This window comes from Bradyrhizobium sp. USDA 4541 (assembly GCF_024171085.1).
Classification (GTDB): Bacteria; Pseudomonadota; Alphaproteobacteria; order Rhizobiales; family Xanthobacteraceae; genus Bradyrhizobium; species Bradyrhizobium australafricanum.
In genome coordinates, this window is sequence record NZ_JALJZF010000001.1 from 8,835,623 (window position 1) to 8,850,511 (window position 14,889).

14 protein-coding genes and 1 pseudogene are annotated in these 14,889 nt (G+C 58.2%); 4 read left to right on the forward strand and 11 right to left on the reverse strand.

Going from position 1 to position 14,889, the window contains the following annotated elements; genetic code table 11:
- The first annotated feature begins 167 nt into the window (after positions 1 to 167).
- Positions 168 to 758, forward strand: a complete 591-nt coding sequence (locus tag J2R80_RS41730) for a hypothetical protein (protein ID WP_253641098.1) — start codon at positions 168 to 170, stop codon at positions 756 to 758.
- Positions 759 to 767: 9 nt separating this feature from the next.
- Here J2R80_RS41730 and J2R80_RS41735 read toward each other — a convergent pair.
- From J2R80_RS41735 to J2R80_RS41785, 11 genes and pseudogenes are all read right to left on the reverse strand, one after another.
- A pseudogene (locus J2R80_RS41735) lies at positions 768 to 1,162 on the reverse strand (Rieske (2Fe-2S) protein).
- Between the two features lie 699 nt (positions 1,163 to 1,861).
- Positions 1,862 to 2,722, reverse strand: coding sequence for a host specificity protein (locus J2R80_RS41740; protein WP_253640839.1), 861 nt, complete (start codon positions 2,720 to 2,722; stop codon positions 1,862 to 1,864).
- A 411-nt stretch (positions 2,723 to 3,133) separates the two neighbouring features.
- Positions 3,134 to 3,433 (reverse strand): ferredoxin III, nif-specific, encoded by a 300-nt coding sequence (gene fdxB / locus J2R80_RS41745; protein ID WP_229157522.1) that lies wholly within the window; start codon positions 3,431 to 3,433, stop codon positions 3,134 to 3,136.
- 3 nt (positions 3,434 to 3,436) lie between these two features.
- Positions 3,437 to 3,646 carry a CCE_0567 family metalloprotein gene (locus J2R80_RS41750; RefSeq protein ID WP_253640840.1) on the reverse strand — a complete coding sequence of 70 codons (210 nt, stop codon included), beginning with the start codon at positions 3,644 to 3,646 and terminating at the stop codon, positions 3,437 to 3,439.
- An 8-nt stretch (positions 3,647 to 3,654) separates the two neighbouring features.
- Positions 3,655 to 4,119, reverse strand: a complete 465-nt coding sequence (locus J2R80_RS41755) for a NifX-associated nitrogen fixation protein (RefSeq protein ID WP_253640841.1) — start codon at positions 4,117 to 4,119, stop codon at positions 3,655 to 3,657.
- A gap of 6 nt (positions 4,120 to 4,125) precedes the next feature.
- On the reverse strand, positions 4,126 to 4,521 hold the full coding sequence (gene nifX / locus J2R80_RS41760) for a nitrogen fixation protein NifX (RefSeq protein ID WP_253640842.1): 396 nt from the start codon (positions 4,519 to 4,521) through the stop codon (positions 4,126 to 4,128).
- Positions 4,518 to 5,924, reverse strand: a complete 1,407-nt coding sequence (gene nifN, locus J2R80_RS41765) for a nitrogenase iron-molybdenum cofactor biosynthesis protein NifN (protein WP_253640843.1) — start codon at positions 5,922 to 5,924, stop codon at positions 4,518 to 4,520. Before nifN ends, nifX begins: the two co-directional genes overlap by 4 nt.
- Before the next feature lie 9 nt (positions 5,925 to 5,933).
- Positions 5,934 to 7,580 (reverse strand): nitrogenase iron-molybdenum cofactor biosynthesis protein NifE, encoded by a 1,647-nt coding sequence (gene nifE, locus J2R80_RS41770; protein ID WP_253640844.1) that lies wholly within the window; start codon positions 7,578 to 7,580, stop codon positions 5,934 to 5,936.
- 89 nt (positions 7,581 to 7,669) lie between these two features.
- Positions 7,670 to 9,226: a nitrogenase molybdenum-iron protein subunit beta gene (gene nifK, locus J2R80_RS41775; protein WP_253640845.1), complete on the reverse strand. Its 1,557-nt coding sequence runs from the start codon at positions 9,224 to 9,226 to the stop codon at positions 7,670 to 7,672.
- Between the two features lie 66 nt (positions 9,227 to 9,292).
- Positions 9,293 to 10,795 carry a nitrogenase molybdenum-iron protein alpha chain gene (nifD, locus tag J2R80_RS41780; RefSeq protein ID WP_253640846.1) on the reverse strand — a complete coding sequence of 501 codons (1,503 nt, stop codon included), beginning with the start codon at positions 10,793 to 10,795 and terminating at the stop codon, positions 9,293 to 9,295.
- A 391-nt stretch (positions 10,796 to 11,186) separates the two neighbouring features.
- Positions 11,187 to 12,068, reverse strand: a complete 882-nt coding sequence (locus J2R80_RS41785) for a LysR substrate-binding domain-containing protein (RefSeq protein WP_253641099.1) — start codon at positions 12,066 to 12,068, stop codon at positions 11,187 to 11,189.
- 139 nt (positions 12,069 to 12,207) lie between these two features.
- On the opposite strand from J2R80_RS41785, the gene J2R80_RS41790 reads away from it, so the two are divergent.
- The 3 genes from J2R80_RS41790 to J2R80_RS41800 are packed head-to-tail and all read left to right on the forward strand — an operon-like array spanning position 12,208 to position 14,830.
- Positions 12,208 to 12,957, forward strand: a complete 750-nt coding sequence (locus J2R80_RS41790; RefSeq protein WP_253641100.1) for an SDR family NAD(P)-dependent oxidoreductase — start codon at positions 12,208 to 12,210, stop codon at positions 12,955 to 12,957.
- Between the two features lie 20 nt (positions 12,958 to 12,977).
- Positions 12,978 to 13,823 (forward strand): transketolase, encoded by an 846-nt coding sequence (locus J2R80_RS41795; protein ID WP_253640847.1) that lies wholly within the window; start codon positions 12,978 to 12,980, stop codon positions 13,821 to 13,823.
- A complete protein-coding gene (locus J2R80_RS41800) occupies positions 13,820 to 14,830 on the forward strand; it encodes a transketolase family protein (RefSeq protein WP_253640848.1) in 1,011 nt (336 codons plus the stop codon). The genes J2R80_RS41795 and J2R80_RS41800 overlap by 4 nt, the downstream gene beginning before the upstream one ends.
- Positions 14,831 to 14,889: the final 59 nt, after the last annotated feature.

The following is a 14,889-nucleotide window of genomic DNA, read 5'->3' on the forward strand; positions in this document are numbered from 1 at the left end:
ACCGGTGTCGAGTTCGTGACAACGCTGCCTGAGGCGATCGCCTCTCGCATACGCGTTTTGTTTCGAGGCACGGCTGGAGGTCGTTACAGATGCGGCGGCAAGCAATTTGCATCGCATCTGGCATCGGCCAGCGCGCCGGTGAAAAGCTCAAATCGAGGACGAATTTAATGACTGCAATCGAGAACACCGCACTCGGTCGACTTGAGAAGGAGGGCCGCCTGCTCAATGCTGTACTCAAGGGCGGGACGACCAAGCCGGGCCGGTTTGGCTTTCGCGGCGACATAGCACTCAAATTTCAGACGCAAGTCGCGGACGAGAAGCGGCCACCGGACTATTCGATCGAACAGGTTCTGACGGTCGCGCAGGACGGAGAACGTACTATCCCGGTACTGGCCGGCTACCTGCACTCGTTCGCCTATCTTGCTGACGTCGCGGCTGTGCTTGACGGTGCGTTAAGCCAAAAGGGCAGCTATTTCTTGTTCTGTAACAACGTCGATTTGCTGGCGAAGTACCACATCAAGCTCGGTGGCATTACCTTCCACGTCCTGCCATGCGATGAATCCACTGTTTGGAAGGAGATGATGGACTTGGTCGGGCTCAACAAGGACGACCTCAAGAAACTGGATGCGGGCGGCAAGCTTGATTACCTCCTCGATGCGGCGAAGGCTCTCGATCTATCCTACGACGAGATCTCCTACGAAGACGGGCTGGAGAGGATGGAGCCGGTAAAAAACCGCAACGAGAACCGGCCGGTCTGAGCGCGGACGTCATTCGTTCCGGGACGCATCGTCTTCGACAAGACGCACGCCGACGACACAGATATCGCCATCCAGAACTGTCAAGGCGATCGGCGTGAGCGTTCTGCCTTACACGGACCATCGACGCACAGCCCGGTTCCGAGCTCGAAGGTGGATCCGTGTTTGCCGCACATCAGCCGGACGCCGTCTGGATCGAGGAACTCGTTTCGTTCCCAGTCCAAAGCAACGCCGTTGTGCTGGCATCTATTGACATAGCCAAGCACCTTCTTACCCCAGCGCACCACAACGATGGACCACGGCCGGTGATTGCCGTCATGATCGAGGACCATAAGGTGGAATCCCATGGCCTTGCGGCTCGGAATGTCGTTAAAACCACAAATCGCGTAAATAGCATCTACCTGCATTCATTGCTCGTCTATCGCAAGGGCTCTGCACTGTTGCTGTGCCTTGAGCTGTAAGAATCGTCCGAGTGCTGCGTGCCGTTCTCTTAGCCCAACGCGCCCCCTTCGGTGCCGCACACCTTGTCCGGCTAGCAGAATCGCAAGCGCGTGCGCAACTCGCTGCTCCTGGCGTAGCGATCCATCCCGCCTCCGGCGTACGCGCATTGGCGCTCTCGGGCGTCTCTATAACGCTGATGTTCTATTTTACCGATAATTTCGTCCATTTGCTGGACGAGCCCGACAAGACGCTCGATCGTATGCTGGAACGCTTCGTTTGGTCGCACTCCCGATGGGGCACCTCGCGCTAGCCGTCGCAGAACGATTTTCACGATCGCCAACTTCGCAACCGCCTAAGTGATATCGGATTCAACGAAAGTACTGATTTCGTGAGCGCAATCGGTTCTCGCATTTGCCTCAGATTGCCGCTCAAAAAGCCGGACTAAAGCAGGTCCTCTCCCAAACCGTACCAAAGCCCCGCTGGCTCGGCGCCGCAGGCCCTCCGGCACGTATGACACAAGGCCGGCCCAGCTCCACCAACCAACTCGCGAACCGGTATCTGGCAAGCATAAGGGAGCGCGACGTGGCGCACGCCCCCTTCAAGGCTACGACTTCTGCTCGTGCGCGAGCTATGGCGAAAAACCGATCGGTTCCGCCGCACTCCGATTATTCCGAATCGTCTTCAACAGCCATTCGTCGAAGTTCGCGCTCCAAGTAAAACGAAGGGTCATCGTCAGATGAATTCGTCTCAACGCTCTCTTGACGACCGCTGCGGGCCTCTTCGACTTTGGAAAGATATTTTGTAGGCTTGTCTACTCGCTGCCACTTGTCGTTCTCGTTCTTCGTCCACACTTCGGGATGCTGGTGAGGGTCGAGCACCCAGTGATTTTGAGCCACGTGAACAAAACCCATTTCAGCCAGACGGGGCTCCATCCCCGGTCGGGCAGGACGTGACAATACCAATGGATGATCGCCGTCCAATCGCAATTGATGCTCGAGCAGGATATCGCCTGCGTTTTCGACGAGCGGGTGAGTAACGCGTAGATCTACTACGGACGTGATATCGTTACGCCCGAACTGTTCTCGAAACCGGTCTCCCTTGATCCGGACCGGGCCACCCACTGCTAGCAGGCCGACACTTTCGTTACCCAGTTGATAGCTGAAGAACCGCGCGGGTCTATTCGGGTCATGGTAAGTGTTGGCATAGGCTCCAGCAACAGTTGCAGCCCACTCAGCTTTCTTCGAGACAAACTCAGGGTACTCTTCTTGTGGGTCGTCTGCGATGTCCATGATATCGCGACGCAAGTATCTCTCCACGAGATCCATGAAGTCGTCTTGTTCGTGGATTTCGATAATGGGTGGATCGGAACTCAGAGAGTATGGCGCCGCGGCCCCCGACGACGACCCACCTCGCTCCATGCGCGCAACTGTTTCCGCAAAACGGGGGCTATCTCCCGCCTCGCTCGAATCATCAGCCTGATTAGCGCTTGTGGACTGGCTGGATGAGCCAACGATTCTGCCATACATCCGGATCGTTCTCCTATCGGCGAATTGCACGCAATCGAGCTCGTGCCGCGCAAGCTCTGCCGACGAGGATACAATCTCTAGCTGACCACAAGCTTACCACGCCACCGGCCCACCACGGGCTCGGCAAGGCATCCGCCGGAAGACAGACAACGACTCGGCCGCCTTAAGGCTCCACTGGATAGATGAACTGCGTGTCCCTTGTCGCGGACGGGCGATCAACGACGTGCCGCTCGACGTTGTTACTCTCAACCAACTAAAATACCCAATCAATCATTTCCAAGTCACTTGGTCTCGGAGGTTTGAGCACGACGGCCTGATCAAAGCTGCGAGCTCACTGACCACGTGCGCGTCATCCGCAGGCGGCGCATGTGCGTGCACTATCCTCTGCTGCGGTTGGACGAGGCGGTCTTCTCACGCGACTTCCGCTCCGACTGAGGCGTGGATCTGGCAATTGGCCGGGCACACCCTGGCGCAGGCGCCGCAGCCGATGCATGCGCCCTGATCATTCAGAACCATGATCTTCTTTTCGATCTCATCGTCCGCGTCATCGTCCAGATCGACAAGCTCGCCCTCTTCGCTGATTCCCTTCAAGGTCATTACATCTCGACCGCACACTTTGAAACAGCGGCCACAACCGATGCACTTCTTGTCATCGATCGATATCAAGTATTCCGGTATCCACTTGCGGCCATCGCGCGCTGCAAATGACATAAGTCAGCCCCTTTGATTGTTTTCAAACGCCTTCAAATCATGGTTCTTGCGCTCGAGTTCGGCATAGGCATCGTACGCCTTCTGCGCCACCGTCATGATCGAGCCCCAGTTGACGGGCAATTCCTCCGACAGGTCGTGCAAATCCATTTTGGCTTGCAGCGCTTTGCCTGACAGCTTCTTCAGTTCTGCTTTCAATGCTTCACGTTCGCTCATGAGCGTCCTCAATAGTTCGCCACGTCCGGAAATCTGCGAACCATCTCGATTCCGTCGTTGACATATTTGTCGCCTTCCTGTGCCAGCTTTACGAGACTAACGAAGCCGAAACGATGCACATCGCGTAGCTGCTTGTTCACGGCGATCAGCCGGCCAGCGATCAACACCACGCGGCCGAAGCCTTCATGATGCAGCTTCATAATGGGCTGGATCATCACACCGGTGACCCTCTCGATCGAGAGCGCGACCGCGTCGAAGAATAGTTCAAGCCGCCACAGCGTGTCCGGATCGGGATCGCCGACAATAGGTAGGGCGCGCCGCTTCTCCTTATCCAAGATATAGGGTTCGAGCAGGTCGAGATCGCTCTTCTTCGTCCAGGCGCCGTTGGCATCCTGAGCACGCCAAATCTTGATCAACTCCATGAGGAACGGTTTGTCGATGCCGCTACCCTGCCGCACAATTTCTTCGGTCATCTCACCTCATTTGTCGAACTCAAACGCGCGGCGCTGGTCCTTGGCCATGGCCTTGCGAAGCCAGGGAGGTGGCGTTCCCTTCAGTACGTCCTGAAGCTTTTCAAGCAGCTCAAGGATGCTTTCCGGCTTGCTCACCTTGATGGGATGGATCTTGTTGGCCACCACCCGCGCGGCCCCAGCACCGCCGATGGCGGCGACGTAGAGAATTGCGCAATCCTTGATTGCCTCGATCTTTGGCGCCAACTTATCGTCGTTGCCGTCCTCCTTGAAATCGCCCTCAAACTCGACTGCTTTAAGAAATACGTGCCCGCCCGGCGCGACATCATAGATTGCGATATTCTTTGCCCAACCAAAATGCGCATCGACCCGTCTAAGATCTTGCGTAGCGAATGCGACCTTCATGCTATCGGCCTCTCAGTTGCGCCATGCGAGCTGTAGCCGGCTCGTCGTGGCAGTGCGGGCGGAGCTCGCCAGCTATCGGGCGTAGGCTGATGATTCTCCTCGCGGTCAGCAATCACGAGATTGGCGATATCGAAGAGCATGTCGCGCGTACCACGGTAGCCGACGGATAGCTGGTGTCCTGCACCAAGCCGATCGAACATCGGAAAGCCCGCGCGATAGAACGGGATTTTCAGCCGAGCCGCCGCTTGCCTGCCATGCGAATGCGTGATCAGCAGGTCGCATTGCCTGGTTCTGGCGAGCTCTTCGAGATCCTCGAGATCGCCGATGAAGACTTCCTCGGTCTTGACTCGCTCAATAACGACCGACTGCGTGGTTGTCACTGCTGCGGTCACCTGCGCACCCATGTCATGCAGCATAGTGGACAGGTCGAACAGGAGGTCCGGCTCGGCGGCAATCGCAACTCTGCGACCACCAATATGGAAGTGCGCGTCCAGCATTGCATCGGCGAGCTGGCCACGCTGCCGCCGATATTTCACCGGTACGGGCCGGCCGCTGATCTCGCTCAAAAAGGTGATAAATTCGTCGTTGGGATCGAGACCGCAAAGTCGTTCGAACAGGCGAAATGGCACGCCGGCCTTGGCCTGCAGGACCTCCGCCGCGCGTCGCATCTGTGCGCCGATTGCGATTGTCCATTGAGCGCGTCCCATGCTCGCAATTTCGTCGATGCCGATGCCGCCTATGGTTGTCGGCGTAAACTCATCGGGGATATGCCCATCAAGCGAGCCTGCCAGATCAGGCAAAAAAGACGGCCGCAATCCGAAATCCTCCAGGATGGCCCGGAGTTCGTCTAGATCACCGGGGGTAAGGTGGCATCCTGGAAGAACATTCACCTTGGATGGGTCGCGCAGTCCACTTACGCCCGGCCCCTCGACCAACGCCTCCACAATGCGCGCCACAGCCTTCTCCCAGCCGTCCTGGAACGCTCCCTTGAAATCTGGTGTCGAGACATAGACCAGCGGCAATTTTGCAAGTTGCGGATGCTTGTCCCGGATCAGCTTGAGGTAGGCATCGACATCGTCGCCATTGGTCTCTGTAACCCCGGTCGAGCAGATCCCCACGATCTTTGGCTTGGCTCGGCTGTGGATATTGAGTATCGCCTGCTCGAGATTCTCGTAGCCGCCGAGCACGGTTGCGACCTCGCTCATAGCGGTGGTTTGCAGCGGTACTGCTTCCTTGAAATGGCGCACGAAGAGCGTGAGCCCGAAGGATGTACAGCCTTGCGAGCCGTGCATAAGCGGCATAGCCCCACGCAACCCCATAAAGGCGAAGGCTCCACCGATCGGCTGGCTCATCTTCAGCGGATTGACCGCACAAGATTTTGTAGACGCTTTGACGAGGGCCATAACAGGTCCTTATTCTGCGGCCTGTGGCAGGGCAGATGGTGAGGCCGCCAAGATTCCCTCGATGCGTCTGTTGCAGCAGCCGCCGACCGCATTGGTGTGCTCTCTGACAGCTTCCACGCTGATCAAGCCATGCGCGGTGATTGCATCCTCGATTGTTCCGAGATCGACCTTGTTGCAGCAGCAGATCTCCTTGGCTCGGCGCGCCGTTTCGCCGAGCGCAGGATCGCAAGCGATCTCGGCCAGCGGTGATCGCATCTGCACCATCGCCTTCGCCAAGACCTGCCATGGCGCAGGTCGACGCAGCTGCTCCCACATCGGATTGGAGAGCGACTTGTCGATCTCCTCCACCAGTTTGACCATTCCAAGATAGCCCAGATAGGCATGGCACCGCTCCTGGTTGATATCGATCCAGGGCATCGCCGCCTTCAGTGCGACAAACTGCGATTTGCCGCCCGACAGCATGATGTCCGCCTCCGCTTCTTTCAACATTCTGTACATTTCGCGCGGCGTCATCTCCTCGATCATGTGGGCATCCTGCCCCATCAGCTCCTTGATGCGTTCCTTATCCTCCCTGGTCGATTTTTTCACGCTGGTTCCGACCAATTCGAGACCGGCTTCCTGCAGCGCCGCCACGACCGACCATGACTTGACGCCGCCGGTAATCAACAAGACCTTCTTGCCTTTGAATCGTGGCTTGTACGGTTCGATGGCAGCCCAGGCGCGCGTTTCCTCGCGCGCGATCACCGCATCAGTGCGCCCGAGCAACTCTTCGGGGGCGCCGCGATCGACCAATAAGCGGGCGATCTGGCGAAGCGAATCGCTCGAATCCTGGATACCGTAGAACGCCCCCTCGAAGAACGGGATCCCGTAGCGTTCCTTCATTTTGCGTGCGACATTGATCATAGATTTTGAGCAGACCAACATCGCCGCCCGCGCGCGATGAGAAGAAGCGACCTCGCGATACTTTCCGTCGCCAGAGATGCAGGAGAGAATCCGGACTCCGAGCTCGTCCAGCAATGGCTTCACTTGCCAGAGCTCTCCCGAAAGATTGTATTCTCCGATCAGGTTGATGTCGTACGGCGTTGTGTAGTCCGGCTCCTGCGTTCCGATGACATGTTCGAGCAGGGCCTCGCCGGCGAGCTTGTTACCCAGGTTCTTGGAGCCAACGAACCCGGGGGAATTGATCGGGATCACTGGCTTACCGAACCTTTGAGACGCAGCCTTGCAGACCGCATCGATATCGTCGCCGATCATCGCCGGGACGCAAGTCTGATAGACGAAGATCGCGGGAGGGTCCCACTTATCAATGATTTCTTTGATTGCTTTGCACAGCCGCTGCTCGCCTCCGAACACGATATCGGTTTCGTTCAGATCGGTTGTGAATGCGGTCCGCCACAGGTTCAAGCCAGAAGACGCGGAGCCGCGATTGTCCCAGGAGTTGCCTTCACACGCAATCGGACCGTGCACCAGGTGAGCGACATCGGTAAACGGCTGCAGCGCGATCTTGGCACCGTCGAAGGCACAGCCCCCCGCAGCACTGCCCGGCTGCAGTTGCTTGGTGCAGCCCTTCCTGCGTTCAGCCTCCGGCTTATTGCCATTCTTGCCGCAGCCCGGCTCGTCGAAAATATTCTGGACCGTAGCCGCCAGCGAACTCATCCGTTTTCCCCTCAGCGGAAGTCAATTGAAAGTGTTTAATGCGTTTGTGCCATCGCCGCGTTCGGCGATGGCACGTGCACCATTCGTCATCAACGAATGATGTCGAAGCTGTAGTCGGTTTTGCCAAGAAGGTTGGTCTTCTTGTCGATTTCGTCGAAGATCTTGTCGAGGATCTTGACCAGCACATTCAGGCCGCCCTGATACCCCCAAACGGGCGAGCGGTGATGGTGATGCCGATCAAAGACTGGAAAGCCAATTCGGATCAGTGGCGTTCCAGTGTCGCGCTCAAGGTACTTGCCGTACGTGTTGCCAATCAGAAAATCGACCGGCTCGGTAAATAGGAGCGAGCGCATGTGCCAGAGGTCCCGGCCAGGGTAGACTTGGCAGCTCTGCCCAAACGGCGAGCTGGCAAGCAGCGCCGCCATTTTTGTCTGCCATGCCTTGTTGCCGTTGGTGGAAAGCACATGGGTTGGCTCGGCGCCCAGTTCGAGCAGAAAGGCAGCTACTCCGTAGCAGAGATCCGGATCACCATAGATCGCGAACTTCTTGCCATGGATATGCGCACTGGAATCGGCGATGGCATCGACCAAGCGGCCACGCTCTCGTGCGAGTTGCTCGGGAATGTCCTTGCCGCCGATCCGCGATAACGCCACCAGCAAGTCATCCGTTGCGGATATGCCAATCGGGTAGTTGAAGGACACGACATCCTGACCATGCTCGGCCACGAATTGCAACGTTTTCTCCGTACACCACTCCTGCATGGAGATTGTCGCCTTGGCGTGAACGGCGTTGGCTGCGTCTTCCAGCGTGGTGCCACCGTCATACATCCGGAACTCGCCATCTGTCGGGGTGTCGAAGACTTCGGAGTTGTCGGCGAGTATGGTGTGCTGGATTCCCATCAGTTCCAGGATGCGCTTGATCTCGCGAAGGTTTCCGACGGTATAGCCATCGAAACCGCCGATGATGTTGATGGCCTGGTTCGGCCTGCGCTCCAGCTTCGGCGCCGTTCCGGCCTTGCCGTCCCAAAAATGCTCCAAGATGCCCTTGAGCGCGTTGTCGTAGCCGGTGACGTGGCTGCCGACGAAGGCCGGCGTGTGGGCGAACGGCACGTCGAACTCCGCCGGAACCGAGCCCTTCTCCTTGGACGTCTTGATGAAGGCGTTCAGGTCATCGCCGATCACCTCAGCCATGCAGGTCGTGGAGACCGCAATCATCTTAGGTTTGTACATGTTGTAGCTGTTGGCGAGCCCGTCGATCATGTTGTTCAGGCCACCGAATACAGCAGCGTCCTCCGTCATCGACGATGAGACGCAGGAGCTCGGCTCCTTGAAGTGTCGCGACAGATGGCTGCGGTAATAGGCCACGCAGCCTTGCGAGCCGTGGACGAATGGCAGCGTGCCTTCAAAGCCGACGGAGGCGAATACGGCGCCAAGCGGCTGGCAGGCCTTGGCCGGGTTTATCGTTAGCGCCTCCCGCGCAAAATTCTTCTCGCGGTACTCCGGCGTTTTCGTCCATTCCTTGATACGCTCGACTTCGGCAGGCTCGCGGGGATCCTCGAACATTTTCTTCTTGTCCAGCATCTGCTGGTATTCTGGACCGCGGAACAGTTCGAGATGATCGAGCACGTGCTCGGCACTTTGCGCCATTATTAAGATCCTTTTACTGTCGAAATTGATCGCCTCAGCTCTCCGCTAAGAGCGTGACTTGTTGCCCTATTCTGCAGCCAAGAGCTTGGCCCTCGGCGATTCCTTCCAGGGCGCCTTCGTCTTTTTCCAGACAGGCGAGTTGACAGCCATGTCCATGTCGCGCGCGAAGATCGCAAAGCCGTCATAGCCGTGATATGGACCCGAATAGTCCCAGGAATGCATCTGCCGGAACGGCACCCCCATCTTCTGGAACACATATTTCTCCTTGATGCCCGAGCCGATGAGGTCAGGCTGGAGCTTTTCGACGAAGCGCTCGAACTCGTACCCATTGACGTCGTCATAGATCAGCGTGCTGTCCTTTACGTAGTTCTGAGCGGTGCGCTGATAATCGTCGTTGTGGCCAAACTCGTATCCGGTGCCCACGACTTCCATCCCGAGGTCTTCGTAGGCGCCAATCACGTGACGCGGACGAAGCCCGCCGACATACAGCATGACCGTCCGGCCCTCCAGGCGCGGGCGATACTTCGCAACCACTGCGTTCACCAGCGGCTGGTACTTTTCAATCACGCGCTCGGCCCCTTCCTTGATCTTGTCGTCGAAATAGGCCGCAATCTTCCGCAGCGATTCTGCGATCTTTGAAGGTCCGAAGAAGTTGTATTCGCACCAGGGGATGCCGAATTTCTCTTCCATGTGGCGGGAGATGTAGTTCATTGAACGGTAGCAATGCAGAAGGTTGAGCTTTGCTTTCGGAGTTGCCTCGAGTTCAGCGAGTGAACCGTCCCCGGACCACTGCGCGATCACCCGCAGGCCCATTTCCTCCAGCAGAATTCGCGATGACCAGGCATCGCCGCCGATATTGTAATCGCCGATGATCGCAACATCGTAAGGCGTCGGCTCGAACTTTGGTGTGCCGTCGGGCTCGAGCTTGTCGAAGATCCAGTCACGTACCGCGTCGTTGGCAATGTGGTGACCTAGTGACTGCGATACGCCACGAAAACCCTCGCAGCGGACTGGCACGATGGTCTTGCCTCCATACTCCTTGGATTTAGTTCTTGAGACAGCTTCGATATCGTCGCCGATCAGTCCGATCGGGCATTCCGATTGGATGGTGATGCCGTTGTTGAGGGGAAACAGCTCCTGGATTTCGTCAAGAACTTTGACCAGTTTCTTGTCACCACCGAATACGATATCCTTTTCTTGGAAGTCGGAGGTGAATTGCAGGGTCACGAAGCTATCGATCCCCGTCGTACCAACGTAATAGTTGCGGCGCGATCCCCACGAATACTGACCACAGCCAACAGGACCATGGCTGATATGGACCATGTCCTTGATCGGTCCCCAAACCACGCCCTTGGATCCCGCATAGGCGCAGCCTCGGATCGTCATCACGCCGGGTATGGATTTGATGTTGGACTTCACCCCGCAGTCGGACTTGCCGGCCTGATGAACGTTGAGGTGCTTGGCACGCCTTTTCGCGGTTTTCTCCGGATAGACCTTCAGCACCTCCTCGATCAGCTGTTTGTTGCGAGCCCTGATATCTGCGATACTCTGGGTCGTGGCGAGACTCATCTGATGTCCTCAAGGTTAGCTGTTGCAAGAGCGGCTTCGGACCAGAACTTTTGCAACCAGCATGCCAGCGCTTCGCGAACACAAAACCCACAACGATTAACGGCAGTTAGCGCGTCTCGCGCGGTGGCAACGCCGTTGTTGCGAACGCGACATCGCGCTTTGCTCGGAGGCTTCTTGGTTTGACCTGTTCGAAACGGAACAAGGGGGAGCTATGCGCGAAATGGCCCCGCTCAGCTATCAGCGCGTGTTTTCGTTCTAGACGATGAACCCATAAATCTGCCGGGCGGACGGCTTGCCAGAATCCGCTATGGCCCGATAGCGACCAAATTCCGCAGCGCGACGAAATAACGCGAAGGGTCAGGAGCGGATGTCAGCTCCAGCTCACGCTAATCTATGAACTTGGCGCAATCTCAGATCTGATCCATTCCACGAAGGTCTGCAAAGCGCGGCGCTGACGGCCAGCGCGCGGGAACACTAGATGATGACCAACGTAGCGGATGTCGGTGGAGCGGCCAGCCAGGGGCGCTATCAGGCGCCCCGACGCTATCTCACTTTCAGCCAACCGAGTTGATTCCAACGTCACGCCAACCCCGCCGCAAGCCATGGCTATTGCGAGGAAGCTGCGGTCGAATCGCATTCCATGGATCGCTGGAGGTTCGAGCCCGTTCGCGGCGAACCATTGATACCATTGAACCTGCTTCACGTCGGAGCGAATAAGAACTTGGCTCAACAAATCCTTTGGCTGGCGGATTCTCTTCGCGATTTGAGGAGCACACAGAGGGGTGACGGTTTCCTCACCAAGCGGGATCACTTCGAGGCCCTCACCGCGAGGTGAACCGTAGACGATGTCCAGATCGAAATCGTCGTTCGTGAAGCGGGCGTACTCCGTATTGGCGGCGAGCCGAACCTCCAGTTTCGGTTCGGCCGCGAGAAATTTGGTCAGGCGCGGGGCCAGCCATTGCGCTGCGAAACTTGGGGCACAATGCACCCTCAGGAGCTGCGGCCCGCGACCTGCGACTTCTTCGATCCCGCGCCGCAAATTGTCGAAGGCCGCACCGGCGTGGCGCATCAGGTTCTCGCCAGCGGGCGTTAGACGGACGGAACGAGCACTCCGCTCGAACAGAACGGTGCTCATGGTGCTTTCCAGCTTGCGGATCGCGTGGCTGACGGCGCTCGGCGTCAAATGCAACTCGTCGGCCGCATCGCTGAAGGAGCCAGTGCGCGCAGCCGCTTCGAAGGCCCGGATAGCGGAGATCGGGATGCTCGACAGCAGCATACCCATAAGTGAACCAGATTCACACATCCAAGACAACTGCGCGTTTGTCCCGGCCGGCCCCTCGGCTCTAGCAATGGGGCAAGAGGACCGGCTGCCTACCGCGGCGTCCAAAACGACAGGGACAGGGAGGATTCGAATGCTGCTTCGCGGCAAAACGGCGATCATCACGGGGGCGGCCTCGCCTCGTGGGATTGGCCTCGCAACCGCCAGGCGATTTGCCGAAGAGGGCGCGCGGGTCGCCATCCTCGACATCGATGGGACCGCCGCACAGGCTGCCGCGCAAGGCCTCGGCGACGCTCATATCGGAATTGCTTGCGACGTCGCCGACCGGGCTTCGTGTCAGAAGGCAGTCGAAGCTGTCGCTGACGCTTTCGGCCAAATCGATATCCTGATCAACAATGCCGGCATCACACAGCCGGTCAAATTCCTCGACATCACGCCGGCCGACTGGGACCGTATCCAGGACGTCAACCTGAAGGGCATTCTGTTCCTCTCCCAGGCTGTGATCCCGCATATGTGCAAGCAAAAATCGGGATCGATTGCATGCATGTCGTCGGTATCGGCCCAGCGCGGCGGCGGCATTTTCGGTGGTCCGCACTACTCGGCGGCGAAGGCCGGGGTCCTTGGGCTTGCCAAGGCGATGGCTCGGGAATTTGGCGCCGATGGTATCCGCGTCAACTGCGTCACGCCGGGATTGATAGGCACCGACATCACCTCTGGCAAGCTCAACGACGAGATGAAAGCGAAGATTCTGGAAGGCATTCCGCTCGGACGGCTCGGGGAGGCCAAGGACGTTGCCGGTATCTACACATTTCTTGCATCGGACCTCTCGGCATACGTCACCGGCTCCGTGATCGACGTCAACGGCGGGATGCTCATTCACTAAGAGCAGCGATGGAGAGACGGATGTCCACGAGTTTACTTGTCAACACGCCCAGCCTTTCGCAGCGTGCGCGCAACATTCGCCGCAACGCCCTGCGCATGGGCGAAGTTCAAGGCCAAGGCTATATCGCGCAGGCGCTCGATATTTCCGACGTGTTGGCGGTCGCATATTTTCACGCGATGCGCTACCGGCCTGAGGAGCCCACCTGGGAAAATCGCGATCGTTTCCTCCTTTCCAACGGTCACTACGCGATCGCCCTTTATGCCGCACTGATCGAGGCCGGCATTATCCCCGAAGTCGAACTCGAGACGTATGGCTTCGACGAAAGCCGCCTGCCGATGTCAGGCATGGCGTCCTACACGCCCGGTATGGAAATGTCCGGCGGGTCCTTGGGGCTCGGACTGAGCATCGCGGTCGGCATGGGCCTCGGGTTGAAGCACAAGGGCTCCAAGAGCCGCGTTTTCACGCTGTTCTCGGACGGAGAGCTCGACGAGGGTTCGAAGTGGGAAGCAATGATGTCGGCTGCGCACCACAAGCTCGACAATTTGATCGCGATCATTGACGTCAACAACCAGCAGGCCGACGGCCCTTCGAAACAGATGATGGGGTTCGAGCCGTTGGTCGACAAGCTCGAGGCCTTCGGCTGGTTCGTACGCCGCGTCGACGGCAATGACCTGGACGCCGTCGTGGCAGCATTCGACGCAACGATTTCGCACCCCGAGCAGCAACCGAGGATCATCATCGCCGACACTCTCATGGGCAAGGGAGTTCCGTTCCTCGAACAGCGAGAAAAGAATCACTTCATCCGGGTCGAAGCGCACGAATGGAAATTGGCGCTGGCAGAACTTGATGCGGGAGACAGGTCATGAAGTCGGTTACCCCAGGTACGCCCGGGAAACCGCGGTTCACCACCTCCGCGATGATCGCGTCGATCGCCGCCGAGGGACAAAAGACGAAACCAGCGCCGTTCGGTCACGCGCTTGTCGAATTGGCCCGGAGCTGCCCCGAGGTGGTGGGCCTCACCGCCGATCTTGGCAAGTACACGGACCTGCACATTTTCGCGAAGCAGTTTCCAGACCGCTACTATCAAATGGGTATGGCGGAGCAGCTCCTCTACGGTGCGGCTTCGGGCATGGCGGCTGAAGGATTCATGCCCTTCGCAACAACTTATGCCGTATTCGCCTCGCGGCGCGCCTACGACTTCATCCACCAGACGATTGCAGAGGAAGACCGCAACGTAAAGATCGTCTGCGCCTTGCCAGGTCTCACTTCCGGCTACGGCCCAAGCCACCAGGCGGCGGAAGACCTCGCGCTGTTCCGCGCAATGCCGAACATGACCGTGATCGATCCCTGCGACGCTCACGAGATCGAGCAGATCGTTCCGGCCATCGCGGCGCATCACGGGCCCGTATATATGCGGCTCTTGCGTGGTCAGGTGCCCCTCGTCCTGGACGAGTACAACTATCAATTCAGGCTCGGCAGGGCATCCTTGATTCGGGACGCTCGGGACGTCCTGATCATCTCCTCTGGAATCATGACCATGCGAGCGCTGGATGCTGCAAAGGAACTCGCCGGTGATAGCGTGGACGTAGCCGTGCTGCATGTACCGACAATCAAGCCGCTCGACCACGGAGCGATACTGCGCGAAGCAGCAAAACCCGGCCGTCTCGTCGTGGTCGCCGAGAACCATACCATCATCGGCGGGCTCGGAGAGGCGATTGCAGCGCTGTTGATGCGCTCCGGCGTCCATCCAGCTTTCCGCCAGATCGCGTTGCCCGATGAGTTCCTTGCCGCTGGGGCGCTTCCCACGCTGCACGATCGCTACGGCATTTCGACTGCGGAAGTTGCAAGGCAGATCAAGGGGTGGCTGCGCTAAGCGCGCACCTAGATACGTCAACTTCGACTGAGGGAAGCATCGCCTACGCGGCGTCGCCG